Source organism: Winogradskya humida, assembly GCF_016862215.1.
GTDB lineage: Bacteria > Actinomycetota > Actinomycetes > Mycobacteriales > Micromonosporaceae > Actinoplanes > Actinoplanes humidus.
Genome location: NZ_BOMN01000057.1, coordinates 60,858 through 74,842, shown reverse-complemented (window position 1 = coordinate 74,842; position 13,985 = coordinate 60,858). Strand labels below are relative to the sequence as shown.

Annotated in this window: 13 protein-coding genes; 8 read left to right on the top strand and 5 right to left on the bottom strand. The window is 70.2% G+C overall.

The genetic code is table 11. The features are described from left to right. The first annotated feature begins 34 nt into the window (after positions 1 to 34). Positions 35 to 925: a LysR family transcriptional regulator gene (locus Ahu01nite_RS22310; RefSeq protein WP_203838532.1), complete on the top strand. Its 891-nt coding sequence runs from the start codon at positions 35 to 37 to the stop codon at positions 923 to 925. On the opposite strand, the gene Ahu01nite_RS22305 is transcribed toward Ahu01nite_RS22310, so the two are convergent. Then, positions 910 to 2,097 carry a sensor histidine kinase gene (locus Ahu01nite_RS22305; RefSeq protein ID WP_203838531.1) on the bottom strand — a complete coding sequence of 396 codons (1,188 nt, stop codon included), beginning with the start codon at positions 2,095 to 2,097 and terminating at the stop codon, positions 910 to 912. The genes Ahu01nite_RS22310 and Ahu01nite_RS22305 overlap by 16 nt on opposite strands. Continuing rightward, a complete protein-coding gene (locus Ahu01nite_RS22300; protein WP_203838530.1) occupies positions 2,094 to 2,774 on the bottom strand; it encodes a response regulator transcription factor in 681 nt (226 codons plus the stop codon). The genes Ahu01nite_RS22305 and Ahu01nite_RS22300 overlap by 4 nt, the downstream gene beginning before the upstream one ends. 79 nt (positions 2,775 to 2,853) lie before the next feature. Between Ahu01nite_RS22300 and Ahu01nite_RS22295 the strand changes: the two genes are divergently transcribed. From Ahu01nite_RS22295 to Ahu01nite_RS22280, 4 genes are all read left to right on the top strand, one after another. After that, complete coding sequence (locus Ahu01nite_RS22295; RefSeq protein ID WP_203838529.1) at positions 2,854 to 4,167, top strand: M16 family metallopeptidase; 1,314 nt, start codon at positions 2,854 to 2,856, stop codon at positions 4,165 to 4,167. Then, positions 4,164 to 5,510 (top strand): M16 family metallopeptidase, encoded by a 1,347-nt coding sequence (locus Ahu01nite_RS22290; protein ID WP_203838528.1) that lies wholly within the window; start codon positions 4,164 to 4,166, stop codon positions 5,508 to 5,510. Before Ahu01nite_RS22295 ends, Ahu01nite_RS22290 begins: the two co-directional genes overlap by 4 nt. Positions 5,511 to 5,580: 70 nt before the next feature. Next, positions 5,581 to 6,990: a hypothetical protein gene (locus tag Ahu01nite_RS22285; RefSeq protein WP_203838527.1), complete on the top strand. Its 1,410-nt coding sequence runs from the start codon at positions 5,581 to 5,583 to the stop codon at positions 6,988 to 6,990. 53 nt (positions 6,991 to 7,043) lie between these two features. Beyond that, the gene (locus tag Ahu01nite_RS22280; protein ID WP_203838526.1) at positions 7,044 to 8,045 is read left to right on the top strand and encodes an endonuclease/exonuclease/phosphatase family protein; all 1,002 of its coding nucleotides are present in this window, start codon (positions 7,044 to 7,046) and stop codon (positions 8,043 to 8,045) included. On the opposite strand, the gene Ahu01nite_RS22275 is transcribed toward Ahu01nite_RS22280, so the two are convergent. Then, positions 8,029 to 8,613 (bottom strand): TetR/AcrR family transcriptional regulator, encoded by a 585-nt coding sequence (locus Ahu01nite_RS22275; protein WP_203838525.1) that lies wholly within the window; start codon positions 8,611 to 8,613, stop codon positions 8,029 to 8,031. The genes Ahu01nite_RS22280 and Ahu01nite_RS22275 overlap by 17 nt on opposite strands. Before the next feature lie 75 nt (positions 8,614 to 8,688). Here Ahu01nite_RS22275 and Ahu01nite_RS22270 point away from each other — a divergent pair, with 75 nt between their 5' ends. After that, positions 8,689 to 9,591, top strand: coding sequence for an ABC transporter ATP-binding protein (locus tag Ahu01nite_RS22270; RefSeq protein WP_203838524.1), 903 nt, complete (start codon positions 8,689 to 8,691; stop codon positions 9,589 to 9,591). Further along, a complete protein-coding gene (locus Ahu01nite_RS22265) occupies positions 9,572 to 10,309 on the top strand; it encodes an ABC transporter permease (protein WP_203838523.1) in 738 nt (245 codons plus the stop codon). The genes Ahu01nite_RS22270 and Ahu01nite_RS22265 overlap by 20 nt, the downstream gene beginning before the upstream one ends. A 3-nt stretch (positions 10,310 to 10,312) precedes the next feature. On the opposite strand, the gene cimA is transcribed toward Ahu01nite_RS22265, so the two are convergent. Continuing rightward, positions 10,313 to 11,899 (bottom strand): citramalate synthase, encoded by a 1,587-nt coding sequence (cimA, locus tag Ahu01nite_RS22260; RefSeq protein WP_203838522.1) that lies wholly within the window; start codon positions 11,897 to 11,899, stop codon positions 10,313 to 10,315. Between the two features lie 218 nt (positions 11,900 to 12,117). Between cimA and Ahu01nite_RS22255 the strand changes: the two genes are divergently transcribed. Further along, positions 12,118 to 12,846 (top strand): tyrosine-protein phosphatase, encoded by a 729-nt coding sequence (locus Ahu01nite_RS22255; protein ID WP_203838521.1) that lies wholly within the window; start codon positions 12,118 to 12,120, stop codon positions 12,844 to 12,846. A gap of 3 nt (positions 12,847 to 12,849) precedes the next feature. Here Ahu01nite_RS22255 and Ahu01nite_RS22250 read toward each other — a convergent pair whose 3' ends face one another. Further along, on the bottom strand, positions 12,850 to 13,947 hold the full coding sequence (locus tag Ahu01nite_RS22250; protein ID WP_203838520.1) for a branched-chain amino acid aminotransferase: 1,098 nt from the start codon (positions 13,945 to 13,947) through the stop codon (positions 12,850 to 12,852). Positions 13,948 to 13,985: the final 38 nt, after the last annotated feature.

The following is a 13,985-nucleotide window of genomic DNA, read 5'->3' as shown; positions in this document are numbered from 1 at the left end:
TCCAGCGAACGTTTCTGAGCAATAATCATTAGCGATGTTGGACGTTCACCGTTTGCGACTGCTGCGTGAGCTCGATCGACGCGGCACCCTGGCCGCCGTCGCGAAGGCCCTCAACTACAGCCCTTCGGCCATATCGCAGCAGCTCAGCCTGCTGGAGTCGGAGACCGGGGCGACTCTGCTCGAGCATGTGGGGCGCGGGGTCCGGCTCACCCCGCAGGCCAGGATTCTGGTACGCCACGCTGACGCGATCCTGGAGCGGCTGGAGCTCGCCGAGGCGGAACTGGCGACGAGCATGACGGAAGTCACCGGCACGATCCGGGTCGCGTCGTTCCAGTCGGTGCTGCTGGCGCTCGTCCCCGGCGTGCTGTCCGGCCTCGTCGCGGCGCATCCCGGGCTGCGGATCCGCGTGACCCAGCTGGAGGCCGGGCCCGCGTTCGCGGGACTGCTCGCGCACGAGTTCGACGTGGTGCTCGGCGAGGAATACCCCGGTCTCGCCCAGCCCCGCAATCCCGGTGTGGACGAGGAGGACCTGGTCCACGACGAGATCCGGATGGCCGTGCCCGTCGACGGGCCGTGGCACCAGAGCGACCTCGCCGAGATGAACGGGGCGCCGTTCGTCTTCGATCCCGGCGACATCGAGCCCGGCCAGTGGGCGCGGACCCAGTGCCGTTCCGCCGGCTTCGAGCCCGACGTGCGGTTCGTGAGCGGTGACCTGCTGCTCCAGGTGCGGCTCGTGGAGACCGGGCACGCCGTGGCGTTCCTACCCGACTTGCTCTGGACCGACCGTGCCCACGGCAGGGTGGAGCTGCATCCGCTGCCGGGACGACCGCGACGGCGGCTCTTCACCGCGGTGCGCAGCGGTTCGGCCGAGCAGCCCGCCATCCGCGCGTTCCGGAAAGCGTTGCAGGATCAGGTGCGCGGGTAGGGGTCGTCCGCGGGCGGCGAGCTGTCGTCGGAGCGGTCCAGCGCCGGCAGCCACAGCACGAAGGTGCTGCCGACGCCCAGTTCGGAGTATGCGGCGACCTGTCCCCCGTGCGACTCAACGATCTGGCGCACGATGGCCAGCCCCAGCCCCGTGCGGCGTTCCTTCGACGGGGACGACCCGCGCCAGAAGCGGTCGAAGACCCGGGGCAGGTCGTCCGGTGCGATGCCGGGGCCCTCGTCGGCGACCGCCAGCCACAACCATGATCCGGTCCGGCCGGTCGCGACGGTCACGGTCGAGGACACGGGCGCGAGGCGTACGGCGTTGGACAGCAAATTGCCCACCGCCCGCCGCAACGCGTCCGCATCCCCGATGAGCTGCAGGTCCTCGGCCGTGACAAACCGCAGGTGCAGCGGCCTGTCCGGCAGGAACGACTCCTCACCGGCCTCACGGGCCAGCTCCGACAGGTCCACATCGGCGTCGGTCAGCTCGCTGGCATCCCGGCGGGCCGTAGCGAGCAGATCCTCCACCAGCCGCGACATCCGCGTGGTGGCCCGATCGACCACGGCGACCGCCCGCTCGCGCTCCTCGATCGTGGCCTCAGGAGCATTCAAGGACGCGTCGATATTGGTACGGATGATCGCGAGCGGACTCCGCAGCTCGTGCGACGCGTCGTCGATGAGCTGCCGCTGCCCCTGGAAAGCGCGGTCGAGACGGTCCAGCATCGAGTCGATGGTGTCCGCCAGGTCGCGCAGCTCGTCGCGGGGTCCCTCGAGCCGGATCCGCCGGGTGAGGTCGGTCGCCTGGATCTCCCGTGCGGTCCGCGCGATCGCACCGACCGGCCGCAAGGCGCGCCCGGAGAGCACCCAGCCGATGCCGAGACTGGCGACGAAGAGCCCGCCGAGCGCGATCAACGAGTAGGTACGCAGATACTGCAGCGTGTCGTAGTTGACCGCCGCCTCGATGTCCGAGATATCGGCGTAGCTGACCCGGCGGACGAACGAGTGCCCCTCGTAGAGCTTCGCGTCCCGGGTGGTCAACGGCCGCGCCTCGGTGGTCTGGGCGACCGCGAAGTACGTGATTGCAAGCGCTGCCCCGGCCAGGGCGAAGAGCAGCGTCGAGTAGAGCACCGTGAGCCGGAACCGGATCGACCGCAGCACCCGCGGCGGCTTCACGCCGGCACCCGCAAGCGGTATCCGCGGCCGACCACGGTCTCGATCGAGCCCTCGCCGAGCTTGCGGCGCAGCGTGCCCACCGTGACGCGTACGGTCTGGGTGAACGGGTCGGCGTTGGCGTCCCAGACGTGTTCGAGCAGCTCCTCGCTCGACACGACGTGCTCGGGCCGCAGCATCAGATATTCCAGGACGCCGAACTCCTTCGGCGTCAGGGGGAGCCGGGTCCCGGCCCGGGTGGCGGTGTGCCGGGGCTGGTCGAGCACGAGGTCACCGACGCGCAGGACGGCCGACCCGCCGTTGGTGTCGCGGCGCAGCAACGCCCTGATCCGGGCCTGGAGCTCGGCGAGCGCGAACGGCTTGACCAGGTAGTCGTCGGCGCCCTCGTCGAGACCGCGGACCCGGTCGTCCACCCGGCCCCGGGCGGTGAGCATCAGGACCCGCACGTCGTTGTCACCCGGCGTCACGAGCGACCCGTCACGCAGAGCACGGCACAGCGCGAAGCCGTCACCGTCCGGCAGGTTGATGTCGAGCAGCATCAGGTCGTACTCGTTGACCGCCAGCAGGTCACCGGCCCGCGCGCAGGTGCCCGCGACGTCCACGGCGTACCCCCCTCGGGAAAGCCCGACCCGCAGCCCCTCGGCCAGGTCTTCCTCGTCCTCCACCACCAGCAACCGCATCCTTCGACTATGCAACCCGCACCGAAAACCTGCCGAAGGTGCGTGAGACGGGATACTGGAATCCGACAAGGGAGGTTGCGTGTCTGCTCAGCCCGCGCCGGTCGCCGAGACCGGTTATCCGTGGCCAATCGAAACCGCACGCCTGGACAACGGGCTACGGGTCGTCGTCAGTGAGGACCGCACCGCTCCGGTGGTGGCGGTCAACCTTTGGTACGACGTCGGATCAAGGCACGAACCGGCCGGTCAGACCGGATTCGCGCACCTCTTCGAGCATCTGATGTTCGAGGGCTCGCAGAACGTCGCCAAGACCGAGCACATGCGGTACGTGCAGGGCGCCGGTGGTTCCCTCAACGCGACCACCAACCCCGACCGGACCAACTATTTCGAGACGCTGCCCGCCGAGCACCTCGAGCTCGCGCTCTGGCTCGAGGCGGACCGGATGGGTGGCCTGGTGCCCGCGCTCACCCAGGAGACGCTGGACAACCAGCGCGAGGTGGTGAAGAACGAGCGCCGGCAGCGGTACGACAACGTGCCGTACGGCGATGCCTGGCTGCGGATGCTGGAGCTGCTGTACCCGGCGGGGCATCCGTACCACCACGCGACGATCGGGTCGATGGAGGACCTGAACGCCGCGGGGCTCGAGACGTTCCAGGCGTTCCACGCGAAGTACTACGCGCCCAACAACGCGGTGCTGACCGTGGCCGGCGACGTGACCCCGGTCGAGGTCTTCGCGCTCGCGGAGAAGTACTTCGGGGCGATCGAGACGGTCGCCAACATCCCGGCCGCGCCCTCGGGACACCTTCCCGGCCCGGCGACCAGCCCGGTCAGTGAGACCGTCACCGGCACCGTGCCCGCGCCGCGCGTCTACCTCGCGCACCGCACGCACCCGTTCGGCACAGCCGGGTACGACGCGATCACCGTGCTTGCCACGGTGCTGGGCAGCGGCCGTGGTTCGCGGCTCTACCAGCGGCTCGCCGACGGTGCCCGGATCGCGCAGCCGGACTACATCGGCTCGTACGGCGTCGACCTGGCGCACGCACCCGCGCCGCTGATCGTCACCGCCACGGCCAAGGACGGCGTCGACATCGCCACGCTGACCGAGGGTGTCGCCGAGGTGGTCGCGTCGATGGCCACCGAACCCGTCACCGAGGCCGAGCTGGAACGGGCCAAGGCGCTGCTGACCACCGCGTGGTGGCGGCAGATGTCCACGGTCGCCGGCCGCGCCGACACGCTGAGCCGCTACGCGACCCAGTTCGGCGACCCGGCGAGCGCGGCGTACCGCCTGCCGCAGTGGCAGTCCGTCACGTCGGAGGACATCGCCGACGCTGCTCGCACTTTGAACCCGGAATCCCGAGTCACTCTCACGTACCTCCCGGAAGGGACCGAAGCATGAGCCTCGTCGCTACGCGGCCCGAAACCGGCGAAGCCCGGCCGTACGCGTTCCCGGAGATCCGCCGCGCGAGTGTGGCCGGGGGCGAGATCGTCGCCGCGCATATGCCCGGGCACCTGCTCGCCTCCGCGTCGCTGCTGCTCGACGCGGGTGCCTCCCGGGAGACCGCCGGCCGCGAGGGCACGGCCGGTGTGCTCGCCAAGTGCCTGGAGGAGGGCACGACGACCCGGGACTCCGCGGCGTACGCGCTGGCGCTCGAGGGTCTGGGCGCCGAACTGAGCACCTCGGTCGACTGGGACTCGTTCCGGGTCGGCCTGTCGGTGCCCGTCGGGGTCCTGTCCCGCGCGGTCGCCCTGATGGCTGAGGCTGCCCGGGCACCGCGGCTCGACCCGGCCGACGTCGAACGGGTCCGCGACGACGAGGCGACCGCGCTGCGGATGGACTGGGCGCAGCCCGGCCCGCGAGCGGATGCCGCCCTGCGCGCCGACCTGTTCGGTGCCGGGGAGCGTTACGGCCGCCCGCTGAACGGCGACCCGGCGTCCACCGCGGCGGTGACCGTCGAGGACGTGACGACGTTCCACGAGTCCTGGCTCAAGCGCCCCGGGGTGCTGCTGGTCGCGGGTGACCTCGACCGGCTCGACCTCGAGGAGCTCGGCGCGGCCGCATTCGCGGGCTCCGGCGGCGACCCGCTGCCGGTCGAGGGTCCGCTCGGCGTGCCGATCGCGGGCGCGCGCCGCTTGCTGCTCGTCGACCGGCCCGGCTCGGTGCAGTCGACGCTGCGGCTCGGGCACCGGGCACCGGAACGCGCCCACCCCGACTACGTGCCGATCACGCTGGCGGCGACGGTGCTGGGCGGGGCCTTCACGTCCCGGCTCAACCACCTGATCCGCGAGGTCAAGGGCTACACGTACGGCATCCGCGCGGACTTCGCGATGACCCGCCGGTTCGGCCGGTTCGGGGTCAGCTCCTCGGTGCAGACCGCGGTGACCGCCCCGGCGCTGACCGACACCATCGGCGAGATCGCCCGGACCCGGCTCGACGGGGTCACCGAGGAGGAGCTGTCGGTCGCGCGTACCTGGCGGGCGGGTTCGCTCTCGGTCGACATGCAGACGCCGGGCTCGATCGCCGGGGCGCTCGCCACCCTGGTCATCCATGGGCTGCCCGACGACTACTACCCGACGCTGCGCAAGCGGCTGCTGGAGACGACGGCCGAGGAGGTGTCGGCCGCGGCCGCGCAGCACCTGCACCCGGACGCCCTGACGCTGGTCGTCGAGGGCGACGCCGCATTGATCCGCGACGAGCTCGCCGCCGCGAAGCTGGGCGAGATCATCACCTCCGAGGTGTAGAAGAAGGTGGGTTAAGCTGCGGGGCCACCGTCGGGATCGGCGGTGGCCCCCGCAGTTTTGGGACGGCCTCATGCCCACGAATCTCACCGCCTCCGCCGCCACGTTCGACCGCCGCGCACTTCCCGCGCCCCGGACCGCGGCGGCACCCAGGCTGGCCCCGGAGGCCGCGGCGCTCAACGCGTACGCCCCCCGCAACGTCACCGACGCCGTGCTCACCGAGCCGGTCGGGCGGGCCTACCACTACCTCGACGTCGTGCAGGACGCGTACGTCACGGGTGGCGAACCGCGGCTGCTGCAGAGCTACAACAACGAATCCGAGCTGCTGACCACCGCGTTCGTCTACGACAACGCGCTGACGGTGCTCGCCTACCTGGCCAACCCGACGGTCGCCAACGTTCGCCGGGCCCGGCTGGTCGGCGACGCACTGCTGTGGGCCCAGGACCATGATGAAACGTACGAGGACGGGCGGCTGCGCCAGGCGTACGCCGCCGGCCCGATGCGTTTCTACGGCGACGACGGCGCGTACTTCCCCGGCCTCAAACGCGCGGACGGCAAGGCGGCACACCTGTGGCCGTTCGGCTTCAGCGGCTCGTCCACGGGCGACCAGGCCTGGGCCGGGCTGGCGCTCGCGCAGCTCTACGTCGACACCCGGATCGCCAAGTACCTCGACGGCGCGATCGCCCTGGGCCGGTGGATCGCGGAGCAGCGCTCGCCGTACCGCTGCGGCGGCTACCACGGCGGGGTGCAGGCCGACGGCGAGACGGTGCAGCGCTGGGCGTCGACCGAGCACAACATCGACGCGTACGCCCTCTTCGACCTGCTCCTGAAGCTCACCAAGGACAAGACCTGGGCCGTACGCCGTGAGGTCGCCGCCACCTTCGTCCGCACCATGTGGAACCGCAGCGCCGGCCACTTCTGGTCCGGCACGCTCGGCGGCCTCGACGACGAGGACCCGAACGAGGTCAACACCGGCAACGTCCCCGAGGACGTCCAGGCCTGGGAGCTTCTCGGCCTCGGCGACCCACGCTTCGACACGGCCGTCGACTGGGCGATCACCAACCTCTCGACCACCGACCGCGACGTATCAGGCGTCACCTACAGCAGCCACGCCCGCGGCGAGACCGACGCGGTCTGGCTGGAGGGAAACGCCCACACCGCCCTTGCCCTGCGACAGCGCGACAAGCCGGGAGACGCCGCCCGTGCCCGCAACCTGCTGCGCGATACCGTCCGGGCCCAGGAGTCCCTCGGCGCGGGGCAGACGGTCGGCCGGACCAGCGACCCCCAGGACGGCAAGCTCTCCCAGCCGGGCGAGGGCGGCTCCTGGACCGGCACCCCGCTGCCCACCAACGGCGGAATCGTCGCGGCCACGAGCCCCCTCGACACCGGCTTCGCCTTCGGCTATTTCCCCCGCCAGCACGTCGGCACGACGGCCTGGTTCCTGATGGCGGCCCAGGACTTCAACCCGTACCGGTTGATGTGACCTGTGCCGTGATTACTCGGTGACGGTGGCCCTGGGCGGATACCGTCGCCGCCATGACCATCACCAGTTCGGATCCTGTGGCCAGGCCGGCGCGGGTTCGGCGGACCCTCTGGCTCGTGGTGCTCTGGGTGCTGGTGCTGCCCGGGGCCGGCTGGGCGGCGGTCCGGCTGGGTGGGTGGGAGCGGGGGCCGCTGGTGCAGCTGTTCGCGTTCACGCCGTACATAGCGGCTTGGTCGGTGTTGCCGGCGGTGCTTGCGCTGGCGACCCGGCGGTGGCTGGTGGGGGCCGTAGCTGTCGTGACGGCGGCTTTGTTTGCGCTTTCCGTGCTGCCACGGGCGATCGCCGACAATGACCGCGGGCCGCAGAGCGGCGTGAAGCTGCAGGTCATGACACAGAACATGCTTTTCGGTACGGCGGACGCGGCGGAGATCGTGTCCTACGTCCGGGACAACGACGTGTCCGTGCTGGCGCTGCAGGAGTTCAGCCCGGGGGCGGTGGACTCGCTGGCCAAAGCCGGGCTCGGCGACCTGCTGCCCTACTCCGTGCTCGGTGCTGAGTGGGGTGCGAGCGGGTCGGGGCTCTACTCGCGGTTCCCGATCACCGACCCGGGCGTCAAGCGCAACGTGGCCGGTGGCTTCAACCAGGCGCACGGCACCGTCCAGCCGCCCGGCGGCCGCGCGTTCATCGTCGAGTCCGCGCACCCGGCAGCGCCGTCCGCGCTCTCCGCGGAGAACAACTGGCGTGCCGATCTGGCCGCCGAGCCGCGGCCTGACGCGAACGGCACGGCGCGCATCGTGCTCGGTGACTTCAACTCGACGCTGGACCACAAGCCGCTGCGTGACCTGATCGGGGACGGCTACCGCGACGCGGCGGCGGCGACCGGCGAGGGGCTGATCGGGACGTGGGGACCGTACGACGGCGATCCGATCCCGCCGGTGACCATCGACCACGTCCTTGTCGACAAGCGGCTCGGCGTGAGCGACGTCTCCGTGCACACCACCCGGCACAGCGATCACCGCGCGGTCATCGCCTCGATCGTCATTCCCGCAGCTTGACCTCTCGCAGCACCGCTTCGACGCCGCGGGTGTAGGTCTGCACCGGAACCTTGTCCGGGTCGACGAGGTGTTGCACGGCGACGCCGATGTCGAGGGCCACCAGCAGCGCGGCGATCTGCTCGGGCGGCAGCGGCAGGTCGAAGCTCGCGAGGTCACGCACGTGGAAGTCGCGGACGGTCTGTAGCCATTTTTGCAGGGTGTCCTGGCTGTCCTGGTCACGCAGGCCGTGCAGCAGCAGCTCCAGGAACGCCATCGCGAACCGGCGGACCTCCGGCGTGGGCGCGTTGGTCTCCCAGTCGTCGCCGAGCCGGCGGATCCACTCCTGCGTCGAGGCCGGCGGCCGCATCGGCACGTCCTCGGCGAGTTTGCGCGCCATGATCCCGGCGATCAGGTCCTTCTTGCCGCCGAAGTTCGCGTAGATCGCGCCCTTGGTGAGCCCGGCCGCCGCGGCGATCTCGTCGAGCGTCGTCTGGTGGATCCCCTTGTCGCCGAAGAGCGTCTCCGCGCTGTCCAGCAGCTTCTCGCGTGTCCGCGCCTGCTGCTCGGCCCGGGTCAGTCGCTCTGTCACGTGGCCAGCGTACCCGTTGACATTCTTCCGAGTATCCAGATACTGAGTGGTATTCGAATACCGAGGAGTATGTGAATGCTGACGATCGAGAACCTGACCAAGACCTACCGGCGGGGCGTACGGGCCAACGACGGCATCGGTTTCGACGTCGGCGAGGGACAGGTGATCGGGCTGCTCGGGCACAACGGCGCGGGCAAGACCACGCTGCTCAGCCAGGTTGTCGGCCTGGTCCGCCCGACCTCCGGGCGCATCACGCTGCTCGGTCGCGACCCGGTGGCCGAGGCCGCCTGGGCCCGGACCGTGTGCTCGTTCCAGCCCCAGGCCCAGGCACCCCTGACCGGCGTCACCGCGCGACAGGCCATCGAGATCGTCGGGCGGTTGCGCGGGGGCGGCCGCAAACAGGTCCGCGGGCGCACGAAGGAGTTGCTCGCGGCTCTCGACATCGAGGAGTGGGCGGACTCCCCCGCCGAGCGCCTCTCCGGTGGGGTCCGCCGGCTGACGGCGTTCTGCATGGCGGTGGTCGTCCCGGGCCGGCTCGTGATGCTCGACGAGCCGACCAACGACGTCGACCCGGTGCGCCGCCGTCTGCTGTGGGAGCAGGTCCGCGCACTGTCCGCGACCGGGCACGCGGTTGTCCTGGTCACCCACAACATCGCCGAGGCCGAACGCACCATCGACCACGTCGTCGTCCTCGACCACGGCAGGGTGGTGGCCACCGGCACCCCGGCCGCGCTGGCCGCCGGGCGCGAGATGCACCTCTCGCTGTCCACGCCGGCCGATCCGGCGCTCCCCGGCTGGGCGCACACCCCGCGGCGCGAAGGCGATCGGCTGACCGTCACCCTCGCCGCCGCCGACGCCGCGGCGGCCGTGACCTGGGCCGGGCAGCACACCGACCGCTATTCGCTCAACCCCGCAAGCCTCGAAGACGTCTACGTCGGCCTCACCGAAGGGAATCACGATGCGGTCCTGGTTCCGTAGCTACCTGCTGCTCGTACGCTGGACCGCGCTGCGCATGCGCTTCCTGCTCCCGCTCTTCCTGATCATCCAGACGTTCCTCGCCGTGGGCATAGTCATCGGCTTCGCCTACCTGATGCCCGAGGTGGACCCGGCGACCGCGCTGTACCTCTCCACCGGCGCACCCACCCTCGGCCTCATCACCATCGGGATGGTCATGGCCCCGCAGCTCGTGGCGGAGGCCAAGTCCGAGGGTACGTTCGCCTACAACCGGACGCTGCCGGTGCCCCGGACCGCGGTGCTCGCCGCCGACCTGACGACGTGGCTGGTCACGGGCCTGCCCGGTCTGGTCCTCGGGCTGGTGACGGCGGTGTTCCGCTTCGACCTGCACCTGCACGTCAGCTGGCTCGTGGTTCCCGCGATGCTGCTCGTCGCGCTCACGTCGACGACGGTCGGCTTCGCCCTGGCCTACGCGCTGCCCCCGGCCATCACCAACCTGGTCAGCCAGGCTCTCATCTTCATCTCGCTGATGTTCTCACCGATCAACTTCCCGGCCGACCGCCTGCCGGGCTGGCTCCAGGCGATACACCACTTCCTGCCCTTCGAGCACATGGCCAACGCCGTCCGCGACACCCTGACCTCGCCGGCCGGGGGCGCTCCCGCACTGTCCTTCGCCGTGCTCGGCGTGTGGTGCGTCGCCGGCCTGGCCATCACCCTGCGAGTGATGACCAGGCGGGACTGACGGTCAGACCTTCGCTCGCGCGGGGGCGAGGCCGTAGGTGAGGGCGTCGGTGAGGGCGCGCCAGCTGGCTTCGACGACATTCTCGTGTACGCCCACCGTGGTCCAGTCGCGCGCGCCGTCGCTGGTCTCGACGAGGACGCGGGTGATGGCGTTGGAGCCGTGGGAGCCTTCGAGGATGCGCACCTTGTAATCGGCGAGCTGGAAGTCCTTGAGCTCCGGGTAGTGCTGGGAGAGGGCTACGCGCAGGGCCTCGTCGAGGGCGTTGACCGGGCCGTTGCCCTCGGCGGTGGCGATCACGCGCTCGCCTCGTACGCGTACCTTGACCGTTGCCTCTGACACGACCGTGCCGTCCTCGCGGTGCTCGACCTGCGCCCGGTAGGACTCCAGGGTGAACGGCCGCACCAGGGCCGCGCCCGGCAGGACGTCGCGGACCAGCAGCTCGAAGGAGGCGTCGGCGGCCTCGAAGGACCACCCGCCCGCCTCGAGATCCTTGACCTTGCGGGTCACCTCGGTGAGGGTTTCCGGATGGCCGGCCAGGTCCAGCCCGAGCTCGCGGCTCTTGAGCTCGATGCTGGCGCGGCCGGCCATCTCGGTCACCAGGATCCGCATGTCATTGCCGACAACCGACGGGTCGACGTGGTTGTAGAGCAGCGGATCCACCTTGATCGCGCTCGCGTGCAGCCCCGCCTTGTGAGCGAAGGCAGCGGCCCCGACATAGGCCTGGTGGGTGTCGGGGGCGATGTTGGCGATCTCGGCGAGCGCGGTGGACACCCGCGTCGCCTTCTCGAGGCATCCGTCCGGTAGGACCTTCAGCCCGAGCTTGAGTTGCAGGTTGCTGACGACGGCGAAGAGGTCGGCGTTGCCGGGACGCTCGCCGTAGCCGTTGGCCGTGCACTGGAAGTGCTCGACGCCCGCCTCGACGGCGGCGATGGTGTTCGCCACCGCGCAGGACGTGTCGTTCTGGCAGTGGATGCCGAGCTGGTCGGGGCTGACCCCGGCGCGCTCGACCACGTCGTTGATCGCCGCGGTGATCATCGACGGGAGCATGCCGCCGTTGGTGTCGCACATGACAACGCGCTCAGCGCCGGCGTCGAAGGCCGCGCGGACCACGGAGGCGGCGTAATCGGGGTCGTAGCGGAAGCCGTCGAAGAAGTGTTCGCAGTCGACGAACGCGCGGCGGCCGTTGGCGACCAGGTGGGCGACGGTGTCGCGGACCATGGCGAGATTTTCCTCGCCGGTCGTGCGCAGGGCCCGCTCGACGTGCCGGATGTCGGACTTGGCGACCACGCAGACCACCGGGGTCTCGGCGTCGAGCAGTGCCTTGACCTGCGGGTCGGTGGCGACGTCGACGCCGGCCTTGCGGGTGGCGCCGAACGCGACGAGCAGCGCGTTCTTGAGGTCCAGCTCGGTCTTGGCCCGCTCGAAGAACTCGGTGTCCTTGGGCATCGCACCCGGCCAGCCGCCCTCGATGAAGCCCACGCCGAACTCGTCCAGCAGCCGCGCGACGGCCAGTTTGTCGACGACCGAGTAGCTGATGCCCTCGCGTTGACCGCCGTCTCGCAGCGTCGTGTCGAACACCTGGTAGACCATGCCGAGCTTCCTTTCGGAGGACTGTTTAGACCCAAAACAAAAGACCCCCCGCGGATGCGGGAGGTCTGCGCGTCGGCGGGGAGCGTCAGCCGGCGCGCAAGGTGCGAATAATCAGCACGTAGTGGTGGGTCACGTACGGAAGCATGCCACTGCTTGCCGCTTTGTGGGACAGAAGTCCAGACTCCGGGACGCGAGCCGGCAGACATTAGGTTGGGTCCATGACCTCGCGGAGTCTTGCATTCACCACGAACTACAACTTCCGGGACGTCGGCGGATACGCCGGGCTCGATGGCCGGACGGTCCGCTGGCGGCGGCTGTTCCGCTCCGACTCGCTGCACCGGCTCAAGGGTGACGACCTGGTCACCTGGGACGCGCTGGGGATCCGCAGCGTGATCGACCTGCGCCGCGCGCACGAGGTCGAGGAGATCGGCCGGGTGCCGGAGTCGGAGGGGCTCGACTATCACAACCTGGTGATCGAGCACGTGGACTGGGCGACCGTGCCGGAGCCCGCGGGCACGCCGCACGAGCGGTGGCTGGCCGATCGCTACCTGAACTTCGCGGAGGACGGCCGGGACGGGCTGGCTGCGGCACTGTCATTGATCGCGAGCCCCGAGGCCGCCCCGATGGTCGTGCACTGCATGGCCGGCAAGGACCGCACCGGCGTGGTCTGCGCGCTGACCCTCGAGCTGCTCGGGGTCTCGGACACCGACATCGCCGAGGACTACGCGCTCACCGAGGCGTCCATGGCATCGCTGACCGAATACCTGACCAGGACCAGGCCGCACGTGATCAACGACAAGTACCACATGTTCAATTGCCCGAGGGACGCCATGCTGCTGTTCCTCGACGACCTGCGGGCGCGGCACGGCTCGGTCGAGGCGTACGTGAAGGAGCTCGGGGTGACCGGCGAGCAGGTGGCCGCAATGCGCGACCACCTGCTCGAATAAGCGCTACAGAACCCTATGGACCCAGCCGAACGGGTCCTCGGCGCGGCCCCGCTGGATGGCGGTGAGCTCCTCGCGCAGGCCCATGGTGACCTCGCCGGAGCCGCCGTCGGCCACGGTGAACTCGCCCTCGGTCGAGCGGACCGTGCCGATCGGGGTGATCACCGCGGCCGTGCCGCACGCGAAAGTCTCCCGGATGCGGCCGGAGCCCGCGCCCTCGCGCCACTCGTCGATGCTGACCGGGCGCTCCTCGACCTTGCGACCGGCCCGCTCGGCCAGCTTGAGCACCGAGTCGCGGGTGATGCCCGGCAGGATCGTGCCGGTCAGCGGCGGCGTGACCAGGCTGCCGTCGTCCATCACGAAGATGATGTTCATGCCGCCGAGCTCGTCGATGTACTTACGCTCGACCGCGTCGAGATAGACGACCTGGTCGCAGCCGTGCTCGATCGCCTCGGCCTGCGCCGAGAGACCGGCGGCGTAGTTGCCGCCGCACTTCGCGGCGCCGGTGCCACCGGGCGCGGCCCGCGTGTAGTCCGGGGTCACCCACACCGTCACCGGCTTGACGCCGCCGCTGAAGTACGCGCCGGCCGGGGACGCGATGACCAGGTAGAGGTATTCCATGGCGGGGCGCACCCCGAGGAAGACCTCGCTCGCATACGCGAACGGGCGCAGGTAGAGCGAGCCGTCCTCGCTCTGCGGGATCCACGACCGGTCGATCTTGATCATCTGGTGCAGCGACTCGATGAACGTGTCGACGGGCAGCGCCGGCATCGCCATCCGCTGCGCCGACTGGGCGAACCTCGTGGCGTTGGCATCCGGGCGGAACATCGCGACGCCGCCGTCGGGCAGCGTGTAGGCCTTCAGCCCCTCGAAGATCTCCTGGGCGTAGTGCAGAACAGCGGCGGCCGGGTCCATCGGGATCGGGGCGCGGGCCTCGACACGGGGCTCGTACCAGCCCTTACCCTCCGCGTACCGGATGGTGACCATGTGGTCGGTGAAGATCTTGCCGAAGCCGGGGTTGGTCAGCAGTGCCGACCGGTCCGCGTCGCCTACGGGCGCGGTGTGCGGACGGATCTCGAAATCGAGGTTGTCACCACCACTCATGGCAGAGACCTGCTTTCTGTCGAAAAGACTGATTCAAG

Bases quoted from the DNA above. Each gene is read 5' to 3' on its own strand.
- Ahu01nite_RS22280 (WP_203838526.1), top strand. From the start codon at position 7,044: ATGACCATCACCAGTTCGGATCCTGTGGCCAGGCCGGCGCGGGTTCGG.
- Ahu01nite_RS22300 (WP_203838530.1), bottom strand. From the start codon at position 2,774: ATGCGGTTGCTGGTGGTGGAGGACGAGGAAGACCTGGCCGAGGGGCTG.
- Ahu01nite_RS22310 (WP_203838532.1), top strand. From the start codon at position 35: ATGTTGGACGTTCACCGTTTGCGACTGCTGCGTGAGCTCGATCGACGC.
- Ahu01nite_RS22290 (WP_203838528.1), top strand. From the start codon at position 4,164: ATGAGCCTCGTCGCTACGCGGCCCGAAACCGGCGAAGCCCGGCCGTAC.
- Ahu01nite_RS22285 (WP_203838527.1), top strand. From the start codon at position 5,581: ATGCCCACGAATCTCACCGCCTCCGCCGCCACGTTCGACCGCCGCGCA.
- Ahu01nite_RS22255 (WP_203838521.1), top strand. From the start codon at position 12,118: ATGACCTCGCGGAGTCTTGCATTCACCACGAACTACAACTTCCGGGAC.
- Ahu01nite_RS22270 (WP_203838524.1), top strand. From the start codon at position 8,689: ATGCTGACGATCGAGAACCTGACCAAGACCTACCGGCGGGGCGTACGG.
- Ahu01nite_RS22250 (WP_203838520.1), bottom strand. From the start codon at position 13,947: ATGAGTGGTGGTGACAACCTCGATTTCGAGATCCGTCCGCACACCGCG.
- Ahu01nite_RS22265 (WP_203838523.1), top strand. From the start codon at position 9,572: ATGCGGTCCTGGTTCCGTAGCTACCTGCTGCTCGTACGCTGGACCGCG.
- cimA (WP_203838522.1), bottom strand. From the start codon at position 11,899: ATGGTCTACCAGGTGTTCGACACGACGCTGCGAGACGGCGGTCAACGC.